The sequence below is a fragment of the Streptomyces sp. NPDC001852 genome (genome assembly GCF_042891825.1).
Lineage (GTDB): Bacteria > Actinomycetota > Actinomycetes > Streptomycetales > Streptomycetaceae > Streptomyces.
Genome location: NZ_JBIATN010000053.1, coordinates 1 through 12,987, shown reverse-complemented (window position 1 = coordinate 12,987; position 12,987 = coordinate 1). Strand labels below are relative to the sequence as shown.

General features: G+C 72.6%; 11 protein-coding genes. 7 read left to right on the top strand and 4 right to left on the bottom strand.

Annotation, left to right across the window (positions count from 1 at the left end; translation table 11 throughout):
• The 5 genes from rhaS (at window position 1) to ACFYZB_RS44045 (ending at window position 5,380) form a co-directional block, all read left to right on the top strand.
• Complete coding sequence (rhaS, locus tag ACFYZB_RS44065; RefSeq protein ID WP_388767518.1) at window positions 1–1,080, top strand: rhamnose ABC transporter substrate-binding protein; 1,080 nt, start codon at window positions 1–3, stop codon at window positions 1,078–1,080.
• Window positions 1,081–1,097: 17 nt separating this feature from the next.
• Window positions 1,098–1,418: an L-rhamnose mutarotase gene (locus ACFYZB_RS44060; RefSeq protein WP_388767517.1), complete on the top strand. Its 321-nt coding sequence runs from the start codon at window positions 1,098–1,100 to the stop codon at window positions 1,416–1,418.
• Between the two features lie 31 nt (window positions 1,419–1,449).
• The gene (locus tag ACFYZB_RS44055; RefSeq protein ID WP_388767516.1) at window positions 1,450–2,862 is read left to right on the top strand and encodes a BNR repeat-containing protein; all 1,413 of its coding nucleotides are present in this window, start codon (window positions 1,450–1,452) and stop codon (window positions 2,860–2,862) included.
• 80 nt (window positions 2,863–2,942) lie between these two features.
• Window positions 2,943–3,968 (top strand): LacI family DNA-binding transcriptional regulator, encoded by a 1,026-nt coding sequence (locus ACFYZB_RS44050; RefSeq protein WP_388767515.1) that lies wholly within the window; start codon window positions 2,943–2,945, stop codon window positions 3,966–3,968.
• 110 nt (window positions 3,969–4,078) lie between these two features.
• Window positions 4,079–5,380 (top strand): alpha/beta fold hydrolase, encoded by a 1,302-nt coding sequence (locus ACFYZB_RS44045; protein WP_388767514.1) that lies wholly within the window; start codon window positions 4,079–4,081, stop codon window positions 5,378–5,380.
• Between the two features lie 188 nt (window positions 5,381–5,568).
• On the opposite strand, the gene ACFYZB_RS44040 is transcribed toward ACFYZB_RS44045, so the two are convergent.
• A complete protein-coding gene (locus tag ACFYZB_RS44040) occupies window positions 5,569–7,152 on the bottom strand; it encodes a cytochrome P450 (protein WP_388767512.1) in 1,584 nt (527 codons plus the stop codon).
• Window positions 7,153–7,297: 145 nt separating this feature from the next.
• On the opposite strand from ACFYZB_RS44040, the gene ACFYZB_RS44035 reads away from it, so the two are divergent.
• Entirely contained in the window at window positions 7,298–7,903 is a 606-nt protein-coding gene (locus tag ACFYZB_RS44035; protein WP_388767511.1) for a TetR/AcrR family transcriptional regulator, read from the top strand.
• Window positions 7,904–8,017: 114 nt separating this feature from the next.
• Window positions 8,018–8,758: a DUF2470 domain-containing protein gene (locus ACFYZB_RS44030; protein ID WP_388767538.1), complete on the top strand. Its 741-nt coding sequence runs from the start codon at window positions 8,018–8,020 to the stop codon at window positions 8,756–8,758.
• Between the two features lie 57 nt (window positions 8,759–8,815).
• On the opposite strand, the gene ACFYZB_RS44025 is transcribed toward ACFYZB_RS44030, so the two are convergent.
• The 3 genes from ACFYZB_RS44025 to ACFYZB_RS44015 all read right to left on the bottom strand — a co-directional run bounded on the left by ACFYZB_RS44025 (window position 8,816) and on the right by ACFYZB_RS44015 (window position 12,568).
• Window positions 8,816–10,015, bottom strand: coding sequence for a lactonase family protein (locus tag ACFYZB_RS44025; protein ID WP_388767509.1), 1,200 nt, complete (start codon window positions 10,013–10,015; stop codon window positions 8,816–8,818).
• Between the two features lie 113 nt (window positions 10,016–10,128).
• Window positions 10,129–11,208, bottom strand: a complete 1,080-nt coding sequence (locus ACFYZB_RS44020; RefSeq protein WP_388767508.1) for a hypothetical protein — start codon at window positions 11,206–11,208, stop codon at window positions 10,129–10,131.
• A gap of 100 nt (window positions 11,209–11,308) precedes the next feature.
• Window positions 11,309–12,568 (bottom strand): aromatic acid exporter family protein, encoded by a 1,260-nt coding sequence (locus tag ACFYZB_RS44015; RefSeq protein ID WP_351215834.1) that lies wholly within the window; start codon window positions 12,566–12,568, stop codon window positions 11,309–11,311.
• Window positions 12,569–12,987: the final 419 nt, after the last annotated feature.

Sequence of the window (12,987 nt, the reverse complement as noted above, 5' to 3'; positions counted from 1 at the left end):
ATGCGCAAGTCATCCCTCCGCCGTGCCTGCGCCGCACTCGCCGCCGGTACCTCCCTCGCCCTCGCCCTCACCGCCTGCGGCGGCACCACCAAGAACGACGTGAAGAACGACAGCGGCTCGGGCGCGGCGGCCGGCAAGGCCGACCCGAACGCGGCCACCAAGAAGGGACTGACCGTCGGCTTCCTGCCCAAGCAGGTCAACAACCCCTACTTCACCTCCGCCGACAAGGGCGGCGAGAAGGCCCTCGCCGAACTCGGCTCGAAGTACAAGGAGGTCGGCCCGTCCAGCGCCACCGACACCTCCGGCCAGGTCTCCTACGTCAACACGCTCACCCAGCAGCAGGTCGACGCGATGGCCGTCTCCGCCCAGGACCCCGGCGCCCTGTGCACCGCGCTGAAGCAGGCCATGAAGAACGGCATCAAGGTCGTCACCTACGACTCCGACACCACCGCCGACTGCCGCAACGCCTTCGTCTCGCAGGCCGGCGCCGAGGACCTGGGCCGCACCGAGGTGCAGCTGCTCGCCCAGCAGATCGGCTACAAGGGCCAGATCGCGGTCCTGTCGGCCGCGCAGACCGCGACCAACCAGAACACCTGGATCGACTACATGAAGAAGGAGCTGGCGGACCCGAAGTACAAGAACGTCGAGCTGGTCAAGATCGCCTACGGCAACGACGACGCCCAGCAGTCCTTCCAGCAGACCCAGGGCCTGCTCCAGCAGTACCCGGACCTGAAGGGGATCATCTCCCCGACCACCGTCGGCATCAAGGCGGCCGCCCAGTACCTGTCCGGCTCCAAGTACAAGGGCAAGGTCAAGCTGACCGGCCTCGGCACCCCCAACGACATGCGCAAGTACGTCAAGAACGGCACCGTCGACGCCTTCGAGCTGTGGGACCCGGCGAAGCTCGGCGACCTGGCCGCCCGCACCGCCGTCGCGCTGGCCTCGGGACAGATCACCGGCCAGGAGGGCCAGACCTTCAAGGCCGGCGGCACGACGTACTCCATCGGCAAGGACGGCGTGATCAGCCTCGGCAAGCCGGCCGTGTTCGACGCGAAGAACATCGACCGGTTCAACTTCTAGTGACGGAGCGGTACTTCATGCAGCGCGTCTGCTTCCTCCTCAAGGTCCGCGAGGACCGGCTCGCCGAGTACCGCGCACGCCACGCCGCCGTGTGGCCGGAGATGCTCGAGGCGCTCTCCGCCACCGGCTGGCACAACTACTCCCTCTTCCTGCGCGACGACGGCCTGCTCGTCGGCTACCTGGAGACCGAGGACTTCGCCGCCGCCCTGGCCGGCATGCAGGCCACCGAGGTCAACGCCCGCTGGCAGGCCGAGACGGCCCCCTTCTTCGAGTCCCTCGACGGGGCCCGGCCCGACGCGGCGATGAAGCCGCTCACCGAGGTCTTCCACCTCGCCTGACGTCCCCTTCCCGGAACTCCTGGAGCCGCTCATGAAACGACGCACCGTGCTTGCGTCGGCCGCACCGGCCGCCGCGGCAACGCCGGGCATCGCACGGGCCGCCGGTCCCGGCCCCTCCGTCACCGAGAAGAGCACGACCACACCGGACTCCCAGGCCATCTACTTCGTCTCCTACGACGGCCTGGTCAACAACAACTCGTTCCAGAAGAACGGCCTGCTGACCTACAAGGGCCACCAGTACGCCGCCTGGTACACCTCGACGGGCCACGCCGTGGTCGGCCGTCGCGCGCCGAGCGCGAGCAACTGGTCGACCGTGACGCTGTCCCACGTGCTGAAGACCAGTGACTCGCACAACGTCATCTCCATGGGCGTCTCCGAGGCCGACGGCCGGCTGCACCTCACCATGGACTCCCACAGCGACGGCTACTTCTACGTGAAGTCCGTCGCCGGGCTGATGGACAACCCCGCCGGCACGAGCTGGACCTCCTCCGTCTTCGGCCCGGTCCAGACGTCCCTGGACGGCCTCGTCCTCACCTCGCAGTTCACCTACCCCCAGTTCATCTCCACCCCCGAGGGCAGACTGCAGCTGAGCTACCGGGCCGGCATCTCGGGCAACGGCCGCAACGCCCTCGCCGAGTACGACGGTTCGACCTGGACGGCGCTGGGGGAGTGGACCAGCTCCACGGGGACGTACACCAGCTCGCACGGCTCCTCGACCGCGCGCAACATGTACCTGCACGGCATCGACTACGACGTGAACGGCCGGCTGCACTCCTTCTTCACGTGGCGGGAGCAGAACGCCGCCGTGATGTGCAACAGCGGCGGGATCACCAACCACGACACGGGCTACGTCCACTCGACCGACCGTGGCCGCACCTGGCGCGACGACGCGGGCGCCCTGGTCGCCACCACCGGCACCGCCGACACGGTGGCCGTCACCGACGCCGGTCTCGTCGTCGACCCCCTGGGTCCCGACCACTCCCTGATGAACCAGGAGAGCCAGTGGACCGACTCCACCGGCCTCCCGCACGCGATCATCAGCTATGTCCCGGGCCGCTTCGGCCAGTGCACCACCGACTACGCCGCCGACCGCACCGCGGGCGGCCGCGCCTTCCACCTGCGCAAGAACTCCTCCGGCGGCTGGACCAAGACCGAGATCCCGGTCCCGCTCGCCTCCAGCCGGCGCACCAGGCTGATCCTGGACAAGTACGACAACGCGTACGCGGTCTTCCCCTACGGCCGCATCGCCGGCGCCTCCAGGTCCTCCGGCTACACCGACTGGACACTGCTCTTCGACGGGAGCGGCCTGAACGCCTTCGGCGAGGTCGTGATCGACGAGATGCGGGTGAGGTCCGACAACGTGCTGTCGTTCATGTACCAGGAGAAGTCCACCGGTACGACGCCCTCGGCGCTGCACGTCGTGGAGTTCTCCCTGCCTGCCTGAACGGACCGGCACCGGGGGCGGTGACGGTAATGTGAGGATCCGCCCGCCGCCCCTCGTCATCCCTGGAGGTCTGAAACCCGATGGCCCAGTCGGTGGGTATCAAGGACGTCGCCCGCGCCGCCGGGGTCTCCGTGGGCACCGTGTCCAACGTGATCAACCGTCCGGACACGGTCGCCTCCGAGACCCGCGCCCGGGTGCAGTCCGCCATTGAGCGGCTCGGCTATGTCCGCAGCGAGTCCGCGCGTCAGCTGCGCGCGGGGCGCAGCCGGATCATGGGCCTGCTCGTGCTCGACATGGGCAACCCGTTCTTCGTGGACGTGGCCCGGGGCGCCGAACGGGCGGCCCGCGAGGCGGGACTCGGCGTGATGGTCTGCAACAGCGCCCAGAACGCCGCCGAGGAGGCCGACTACCTGGCGCTCTTCGCCGAGCAGCGGGTGCGGGGCGTGCTGCTGACCCCGGCCGACGCCACCGGCCGCAACATCGAGACCTTCCGGCGGCACGGCATCCCGTTCGTGCTGGTCGACCGGGTCGCCGAGGGCACCACCGAGTGCTCGGTGTCCGTGGACGACGTGGCCGGCGGTGCGCTCGCGGTCCGCCATCTGGTGGACGCCGGGCACCGGTCCATCGCCTACGTCAGCGGGCCGCCCGGGCTGAACCAGGTCCGGGACCGCCGTACCGGCGCCCTGAACGCCCTCGCGGAGGCCGGACTCGGCCCCGAGGCGCTGCGCGAGCTGCCCACCGAACGCCTCGACGTGGCCGCGGGCCGCGACGCGGGCGCCCGCCTGCTGGGCCTCGCCGACCGCCCCACCGCCGTCTTCTGCGCCAACGACCTGCTCGCCCTCGGTGTCCTGCAGGCCATGTACGCGGCCGGCGTCACCGTCCCCGACGACCTCGCCATCGTCGGCTACGACGACATCGAGTTCGCCGCGGCCGCCGCCGTACCGCTGACCTCCGTACGGCAGCCCGCCGTGACCATGGGCGCCCTCGCCGCCGAACTGCTGCTGGAGGAGACCGAACAGGTCGAGGGCCGGCGCTCGCACGAGCACCGCCGGGTGGTGCTCCAGCCGGAGCTGGTGGTGCGCCGTTCCAGCCTCGCCGCCCGCTGAGCCGGGTGCTGACCGGAAGTTCAGTAACAAATCCATGATCCCCGGGCTCGGCGCGGGCCCCGCATGTGCTGAACTGGGACCCGTCCGTACCGTCCGTCCCGGGAGACCCGTTGAGCCTCAGCTACCGCCAGCCCGGCGTCATCCTCACCGACCGCCGCTTCACCGTGCCCCTCGACCACACCGCCCCGGACGGCGAGACGATCGAGCTGTACGCCCGTGAGGCGGTCGCGAGCGACAAGGCCGGGCAGGAGCTGCCGTGGCTGCTGTACCTCCAAGGCGGCCCCGGCTTCGGGGCGAATCGTTTCGTCGGACGTCAGGCCTGGCTCGACCGGGCCCTGAAGGACTACCGCGTCCTGCTGCTCGACCAGCGCGGCACCGGCAGCTCCACCCCGGCCTCCCGCCAGACGCTCCCGCTCCGCGGCGGCCCCGCCGAGCAGGCCGACTACCTCACCCGCTTCCGCGCCGACTCCATCGTCCGGGACTGCGAGACCATCCGTCCGCAGGTCACCGGCGGCGCCCCCTGGACCGTCCTCGGTCAGAGCTTCGGCGGCTTCTGCACGGTGTCGTACCTCTCCCTGGCCCCCGAGGGACTGGACGCCGCCGTCATCACCGGAGGCCTGCCCTCCCTGCACGCCCACGCCGACGACGTCTACCGCGCGGCCTACCCGCGCATCGAACGCAAGGTCACCGCGCACTACGCCCGCTACCCCCAGGACGTCGAACGGGCCCGCCGCATCGCCGACCACCTGCTCACCCACGAGGTGACCCTGCCGAACGGCTACCGCTTCACGGTCGAGGCCTTCCAGTCCCTCGGGCTGATGCTCGGCGCGAGCGACGGCAGCCACCGGCTGCACCACCTCCTGGAGGACGCCTTCGTGCGCACTCCGGCCGGCCCGGAGCTGTCCGACGCCTTCCAGGAACAGGCCCAGTCCCTGTTGTCGTACGCCGCCCACCCCCTCTACGCGCTCGTCCACGAGTCGATCTACGGCCAGGACACCCGGCCCACCGCCTGGGCCGCCGAACGCGTCCGCGCCGAGTTCCCGCAGTTCGACGCGGCCAAGGCACTCGCCGGTGACACCCCGGTCCTGTTCACCGGCGAGACCGTCCACCCCTGGATGTTCGACGCGGACCCGGCCCTGCGCCCGCTGCGCGAAACGGCCGACCTGCTCGCCGCGCGCACCGACTGGCAGCCCCTCTACGACCGCGCCCGCCTCGCCGCCAACGAGGTCCGGGTCGTGGCGGCCGTCTACCACGACGACATGTACGTCGACACCGCACACTCCCTGGAGACCGCCCGCGCGATCCGCGGCCTGCGCACCTGGGTCACCGACGAGTTCGAGCACGACGGCCTGCGCGCGGGAGCGCCGCGGGTACTGGACCGGCTCCTGGCGATGGCACGCGACGAGGTGTGACAGCGCCGGCCGGTTCCTGCGGCTTGCGGCAGAGGGACCGCCCACCGCACCGGACCGGTTCGTCGCCGACCCCTTCCTGCGGACCCTGTTGCTGTACCAAACTCGCCCTGGGGGACGACGAGTCGGCGTTGGGGCATCTCAGCGACGCCGGTGCCGTCACCGAGCCCGTCCCGTTCGCCGCGCAGCCGTCAGTCGGATGCCCGGTGCACGGGACAGCTGCTCGCTGACGCCGAGTGCTCCGGTGTCGGTGCCGAGTCGTGTGCGTGCCGGGGTGTGCCGCCGTTCGTCCGCGGCGCCGTCGTCGCCGGGCGCGCATCTTCGAGGCCCTTGCACCGTTCCAAGCCCAGCCGCAGCCCCTCCGGCATCACCGTCAGCCGTTCGGTCACGGTCAGCCGGTAGGCCGGGTCGGGCAGCAGGTCGTAGCGGCGCAGCAGGAGGCCGAGCACCAGGGTGGCCTCGTGCAGGGCGAACTGGCGGCCGATGCAGGCCCGGGCGCCGGTGCCGAAGGGTTTGAAGGTGTGCGCAGGGCGGGACCGTACGGCCGCCGGCTCGAAGCGGTCGGGGTCGAAGCGCTCGGCGTCCTCGCCCCAGACCTCGGGGTCGCGGTGGAGCATCGGTGTCAGCACCATGGCCCACGCGCCCCGGAGCATCGGGTGGTCGCCGGCGAGCACGGTGTCCTGCCGGGCCTCGCGGGCGAAGGCGGGGGCGGTCGGCCACAGGCGCAGGGACTCGTCCAGCACCCGGCGGACGTAGCGCAGCTTGGCCACCTGGTCGTAGCCGGGCCGCTCGGTGTCGCCCCAGACGCGGTCCACCTCGGCGCGGGCCCGGGCGGCGATCTCGGGGTGCCGGGCGAGGTAGTACAGGGCGAAGGAGAGCGCACCCGAGGTGGTCTCGTGGCCCGCGACCAGGAAGGTGATCACCTGCTTGCGGACGTTCTCGGCCGACAGCCGCTCGCCGGTTTCGGGGTGGGCCGTCTCCAGCATCCGGTCCAGCAGGTCGCCCTCCCCGTGGCCCGACCCGCGCCGCTCCGCGACCAGGTAGTCGACCGTCCGGTTCAGGTAGGCCATGTCGGCCGCGTTGCGCCGGGCGGCGGTGCGCAGCAGCAGCGGGGCCAGCGGCGTGGGCACGCTGTTGAGGCGCTGGGCGTAGGTGAGCGTGCCGACCATCGCGGTGACGAAGGGGTGCGGGCGGTCCCGTTCGAAGGAGTCGAAGTCGTGTCCGAACCCGGTCCGCGCGATCGTCTCCAGGGTCAGCTTGGTCATGTCCCCGGGCACGTCCACCGTGCGCCCGGCCGCCGCCTCGCGGTCCCAGTGCGCGGTCAGGCGCTCCGCGACCGCCAGCATCATCCCGTGGTAGCCCTCCATGGCCTCCCGGCTGAAGCCGGGCGCCAGGACGTCGTGCGCCAGCTGCCAGTTGGGCTCGTGGTTGTAGGCGGTGAACAGGCCGTCCCCGGCGAGCGGCCGCAGATTGGCCACGCCGAGACCGACGTGCTTGGCGAACCGGGACTCGTCGGCCAGGTCCGCGGCCGGCCGGGCGCCCCACACGAACACGAACTCCTTGCCGAAGGCCCGCCGCCGGAAGATCGGCCCCAGCTCGCGCGCGTACCGCATGGAGTCCTGCACCGGCTTGCGCCGGTCGGCCCCGAGCACATCGCCGAGCAACGGCACCCGGCGCGGCGGATGCGGGATGCGGTGCAGCTCGGGCCAGCCCAGCTCGGCGCTCCGGAAACCCCTGGGCAGTCCCGTCTCCGTCGTCCCCGTCGTCTCCGCCATGACGCCGATCTCCCTTGATCCAGCGGACCGTCGAATCCGCGACGCGGTCTGTGGCGCGACTCCGCGACGCGCGTGTTGTACGTGGGTTCAATAGCCGCTTCCAGTCTGGTCCGCTTGTTGAACCCGCGTCAAGTAGAGTGACGCCATGCCCGCGAACCAGGGGGAGCGCGCCCGGCGCAGACTCAGCACCGCGGAACGCCGTGAGCAGCTGCTGTCCGTCGGCGCGAAGCTGTTCTCGGAGAGTCCCTACGACGACGTGTGGATCGAGCAGGTCGCCGAGATCGCCGGGGTCTCCCGCGGGCTGCTGTACCACTACTTCCCGACCAAGCGGGACTTCTTCGCGGCCGTCGTCGAGCGCGAGAGCGAACGGATGCTGCGCATGACGGCGGCCGTGCCCGGTGTGCCGGTGCGCGAGCAGCTCACCGCCGGCCTCGACACCTACCTCGGTTACGTCCAGGCCCACGCCCACGGCTTCCGTGCCTTCCACCGCGCCGACGCGGCCGGCGACCAGGCCGTACGCCGGGTCTACCAGCGGGCCCTGGCCGCCCAGGAGCGGCAGATCCTGGCCGCGCTCGCCGCCGACCCCGAGTTCGGACCCGTCTTCGAGGGTGCCCCGCATGTCCGCCTGGCCGTGCGCGGCTGGCTCGCCTTCACCACCGCCGTGTGCCTGGAGTGGCTGCGCGACGGCGAGTTGACCCGCGAGCAGGTGCGCGACCTGTGCGCGCGGGCGCTGTTGGGTGTCATCGCCTGACCCTCGCCCGCCCGCCGTCCGATCCCTTCCGCCGGGTGGGGTGCGGTTGGCGTGCGCCCCGATCTCCGATAGGTTAGGCAAGCCTTACCTAAGGAGGTCTCGATGGGTGACACGATGGGTGACGACCAGGACTGGACGGCCGCACCCGGCACGGCGGAACGGGCCCGGTCGGTGCTGGCCGCCGCCTGGTCGTGCGCGGTGACCGCGGACGGCGCCCGCGAGGAGTACGTCGGCGCGCACACCGTGACCGACGACGGCGCCGTACGGCTGACGGTGCCCGACGACAGCGCCCTGCTGACCGCGGCCATCTGCGCCCCACGCCAGGAGCCCTCCGCCGTGCTGGAGTTCGCCGACGTGGCCCCCGTACCCGTGCGGAGCCGGATCCGGGCCCGGCTCTACCTCGCCGGCTGGTTCGCGCCGGACCGCGGCAGCCTGTTGTTCCGGCCCACACGAGTGGTGCTGCGGCGATCCTCCGGGGCCGTGGTGGCCGACCTCGACGAGTACGCCGCCGCCCGGCCCGACCCGCTCGCCGAGGTCGAGGCCCGGCTGCTGACCCACCTCGCCGACGCCCACCCGGACGCCGTCGAACGGCTGACCCGACTGGTGCGGCCGGAGAGCCTGCACGCCGCGACCCGCGTGCTGCCCCTCGCCGTCGACCGGCACGGGCTGACCCTGCGCATCGAGCGCACCCGCGCCCACGGCGACGTACGGCTGCCCTTCCACACGCCCGCCGACGACGTCGCCCAGCTCACCGAGCGGATGCACGCCCTGCTGGCCCAGGCCACCGCCGCCGCCTGCCCCCGCGCGCGAGGGCCTGTGCGGCGGTTCGAGTCGCAGGGAGGCAGCGGCGCCTGATCGGCCCCGAGCGGGTGCGAGCCCCCGCGTGTGCGGCGTGGTCCGCCGGACAGGCCGCTACAGCGGCAGCGCGCAGACGGCGACGGGCGAGGCGAACGGCTCGCCGGCCGACCGCAGCTCGCCGCTGCCGGCGTCCACGTGGAAGACGGTGACCGTCCCCGAGCGCTGGTTCGCCGCGAACAGCAGCCCGCCGTCCGGCGAGAGAGCGATCTGCCGCGGGAAGTCCCCGCCCACCGGCACCGTGCCGAGCAGCCGCAGCCGTGCGCCGTCGGCCTCGATCGCGTACCGCGCGAGGCTGTTGTGTCCCCGGTTCGCCAGGAACGCGTACCCGCCGTCCGCCGTCACGGCGAACTCCGCCGGGTAGTTGGTGCCGCCGTCCGAGCCCGTGGACTGCGGCTCGCCGATCGTCAGCCGCCCGGAGGCGGGGTCGTAGCCGCAGACGGCGACCGTGTCGTCCACTTCGTTGGCCAGATAGGCGTACCTGCCGCCCGGATGGAAGGTCAGATGCCGCGGTCCCGCCCCGGGCCGGGTGTGCGCCTGCGCCACCTCCGTCAGCGTGCCCTTCGCCTCGTCCAGGCGGTAGCTGTAGACGGTGTCGGTGCCGAGGTCGACCGCGAGGACATGGCCGCCGTCCGGGCTGGTCATGAACTGGTGCGCGTGGGGCCCCTGTTGACCCGGTCCCGGTGACGGGGTGGTGTGCGTGACGAGGTCGGTGCGCTCGCCGAGGGCCCCCGAGGCGTCGACCGGGTGCACGGCGACGCTGCCCGAACCGTAGTTGGCGCTCAGCAGCCAGCGTCCGGAGGGATGCACCGACAGATGGCACGGGCCCGCGCCGCCCGTGCCACGGGTGCCGAGGACCTGCCGGCCGGCGAGGCGTACGGCCGTCACGCCGCCGTCCTGGCGCTCGTCCACCGCGTACAGTGTGCGGCCGTCCGGGTGCACGGCGAGGTACGACGGGTCGGGGACGCCGGTGAGCGTGCCGGAGCCGGTGATCCCACCGGTCGCCGGGGCGTAGGAGGCCAGTCCGATGCCGGTGCCGCCGCCGTCGACCGAGGTGTAGGTGCCCACGTACAGCGGACGCGGACCGGAGGGCCCGCGGGGTCGTGCGGCGGTCCCGGGCTCGCCCGCCGCCTCCGTGGTGCCGGCCTGCGGGGCCGCCGCGGACGGCACCGCCACCACGGCCGCCGTGCCCGCCACGGCGCCGACGAACCGGCGCCGGCTCCAGCCTCCGCTCACCGGTCCGTCGTCCGCGTCCATGCCGCACCTCAGGTCGTCGGTTGCCCCGGTCGTGACGGCCACCTTGACCCGAACCCGTCACCGAGGGCAAGCGGGGCAACGGGCGTTGCGTGAGGTGCAACGGACGGTTTGCCCTACCACTCACCGTCCTCGACCGGTTTCCCCGGCGCGTCCTTCAGCGGGGTCACCTGGCCGGCCGACGGCGGCTGCCACGGGTCCAGGTCGTCCCCGAGCCACTCGCCGACCGGTGCGACCGCCTCCAGGGTGTCCGTGGGGGCCAGATCCTCGGCATCGGCGTCGTAGTAGTCGTACCAGGGCAGGCCCGCGCTCGTGTACGCCGCCCGGTCGACCGGCGACGGCGGGGGCGCCTCGCCGGTGATCCGCCGCCACTCCGGCGGCGTGACCAGATGCACGAACACGCGCCCGGCGGGCTCCTCGGACCAGTCCGTCAGCGGACGGTCGTCCCGGTACACCTCCTGGCGCATCGAGCCGCCGACACCCAGACCCATGGCCGCGGCCCGGCGCGGCGCGGCGCCGCCGGCCGGCGGCGGCACGGGTCCGCCGGGGGCGGCCGGCGTCGGGGCGCCACCGGGCGCGGACGCCGTCATCGGCATGCCGTACCCGCCCGTCGGCCCGGCCGCCAGGGCCCTGCGCCGCGCCTCCTCCCGCTCCCGCTCACGGCGACGCCACTCGGACAGCAGCGGCTCCCTCAGTGGGAAGGACTGCAGCTGCACCCCGCCCCACACCTCCTCGCCGGTGACCTGCCCCTCCACCGTCGCGCCGAGGCCGAGCGGCACGGCGACGAACTGGCGGACCGTCCCCTTGCCGGAGTTGATGCCGTCCAGCCACGGTTGTCGGGGCAATACCAGGTAGTTCTGCGGATCCCGGGCGAGCCGTCCGCTCCAGGGCCGGCCGGACACCGCGCACACCTTGCCGACCCCCACCTGCAGCGCCGCCGGTTCCCGCGTGCCGGAGAAGCTCAGCCACATCGCCTCGCGCAGATACACCGGCAGCATCACGCCGCCGCGCGCCCGCCACTCGGCCGGGACGGTGTCCGGGTGGTCGGAGACCCGCCGGACGGGGAACTCGCCCAGCCCGGGCGGCAGCGGATGCGTGCCCGTCTCCGGCAGCCGCAGCGTGCGAACGAACCGCACCGCCGCCCCGCCCGGCAACCGCAGTGTGTTCCCGTCGATCCGCACCCCGGAACCGGCCATCCGCTCGCCCCCTCGCACTCCGTGCCGGCCGCCCGGCACCTCGCGCACTCCGTGCCGGCCGCCCGGCACCCTTCGCGCCGAGCCCTGCCCGGCAGCCTCCTCACCAAGAACGCTCGCCGAACCCTGCCCGGTTCCGCCACAGCTCCTCCTGCACCCCCAGCCGTTCGCGCAGCCGGGTCATCCGGGGCAGCTTCGCCCGCTGCCCGCGCGAGACCCGGTCCAGTTCCTCGAACAGGCGGCGGGTGCGGTGCTCGGTGTTGAGCTCGTCGATGATCCGGGTCGTCTCGGTCAGCACGGCCCCGTACAGCTGCCAGTTCGCCCATTCCTCGTCCTGGCCGATCTCCTCGCGGAGCAGCTCGGCCAGCCGGTCCCGGGTGCCGGCCGCCGTGTGCAGCTCGGCGGACAGCCGGGCCTCCGCCGACTCGGCGTTCTCGCTCAGATGCGTGGTGACCAGCACCGCGAAGCTGACCACCGCGTCGGCGATCTCCGACAGCAGCTGTTCCACGGTCGCCCCGACCCGGGGCGGGAACAACTCCTCGGACCCGCGAGCCTTGGCCAGGTCCGTGAAGGTGCGGGCCAGCACCCGCAGGACCACCGTGCAGATCTCCAGCGTGTCCAGACCGGTCCGCAGCACCACCCGGTGCAGCAGCCCCTCCTTGACCCGGGGATTGAGCCGCAGGCTGTCCTCGGCCTGCCTGAGCGACGCGTCCACCTGACTGATGTGCTGGTCCAGCTGCCGGGCCTCGTGCAGCCGCTCGGCCGCCCGCTCCCAGGAGATCCGGCCCGCCGCCTCCTCGCCCATCCGCAGCATCAACTGACGCACCCGGCGCGCCTGGTCCTCGATCGAGCGGCCCGCCTCGTCCACCCACACCGGGGGCGGGAGCAGCAGGTTGCAGGCCGTGCCGACGACCGCGCCGATCAGCGTCTCCACGATGCGCGCCCAGGCGGTGAACCCGACGGTGGTGACGCCGAGGACCAGCATGGCGCTGATCGCCACCTCCGCCACGTACTCGTCGACCCGCACCAGGTGCCCGACGGCCAGCGAGGCCACGATCAGCAGGGCGAGGCTCCACCAGGTCAGCCCCACCAGCACGCTGAAGGCGATCGCGACCAGCACCCCGGCGACCACCGAGTTCACCCGGCGGATGCCGTTGGTGAGGGTGGCGTAGAAGGTCACCTGGACGACCAGCAGCGCCGTCAGCGGCGCGGTCAGCGGGGCCGGCTCGGGGCTCAGCCGGAGGGCGATGACGTAGGCGATCGTCGCCGCCGTCGCCGACCGCAGTGTCTGGACGACCACCGGCTCCCGGCGGCGCTCCAGTAGGCGCTGCAGTCCCGTGGTCCACTTCCGTACGTCGTGCATCCCTTGGCCTGTTCCCGTTCCTCGGGTGAGGCAAAAGTCCCGCGATTGCGGACCATTCCTGTCCGCAAGTATGCGTACGGGGATCTCGGCGTCCGTTCCGGCCGGCCGACGCCGGATCCGTGCCGACGCCGCTGGGCCCGCTGCCTCTGCCGTCGGCCGTCGGTGCGGCCGCGCTGGATGCCGCCGTGCACGCCTGGGACATCGCCGTCACCACCGGTCAGAACCGGCCACTCGCAACCGCGCCGGCGGCGGCCCTGCGGCCGACCCCGAGCAGCTGGTGCCGCGCCTGCGCAAGTCTCCGGTGTCCTGACAGGACGCCTCTGGCGGGGGGTGCCTCTATGTCTTTCGTCAAGCGAGGCGTGGGGTTCGGGGTTCGTAGAAGGTGCCGTCTCGGAGCATCGCGAACAGCACGTTGATCC

Excerpts from the sequence above, each read along its gene's own strand:
- rhaS (WP_388767518.1), top strand. The coding sequence starts at position 1 with ATGCGCAAGTCATCCCTCCGCCGTGCCTGCGCCGCACTCGCCGCCGGT.
- ACFYZB_RS44060 (WP_388767517.1), top strand. The coding sequence starts at position 1,098 with ATGCAGCGCGTCTGCTTCCTCCTCAAGGTCCGCGAGGACCGGCTCGCC.
- ACFYZB_RS44055 (WP_388767516.1), top strand. The coding sequence starts at position 1,450 with ATGAAACGACGCACCGTGCTTGCGTCGGCCGCACCGGCCGCCGCGGCA.
- ACFYZB_RS44050 (WP_388767515.1), top strand. The coding sequence starts at position 2,943 with ATGGCCCAGTCGGTGGGTATCAAGGACGTCGCCCGCGCCGCCGGGGTC.
- ACFYZB_RS44040 (WP_388767512.1), bottom strand. The coding sequence starts at position 7,152 with ATGGCGGAGACGACGGGGACGACGGAGACGGGACTGCCCAGGGGTTTC.
- ACFYZB_RS44035 (WP_388767511.1), top strand. The coding sequence starts at position 7,298 with ATGCCCGCGAACCAGGGGGAGCGCGCCCGGCGCAGACTCAGCACCGCG.
- ACFYZB_RS44030 (WP_388767538.1), top strand. The coding sequence starts at position 8,018 with ATGGGTGACGACCAGGACTGGACGGCCGCACCCGGCACGGCGGAACGG.
- ACFYZB_RS44025 (WP_388767509.1), bottom strand. The coding sequence starts at position 10,015 with ATGGACGCGGACGACGGACCGGTGAGCGGAGGCTGGAGCCGGCGCCGG.
- ACFYZB_RS44020 (WP_388767508.1), bottom strand. The coding sequence starts at position 11,208 with ATGGCCGGTTCCGGGGTGCGGATCGACGGGAACACACTGCGGTTGCCG.
- ACFYZB_RS44015 (WP_351215834.1), bottom strand. The coding sequence starts at position 12,568 with ATGCACGACGTACGGAAGTGGACCACGGGACTGCAGCGCCTACTGGAG.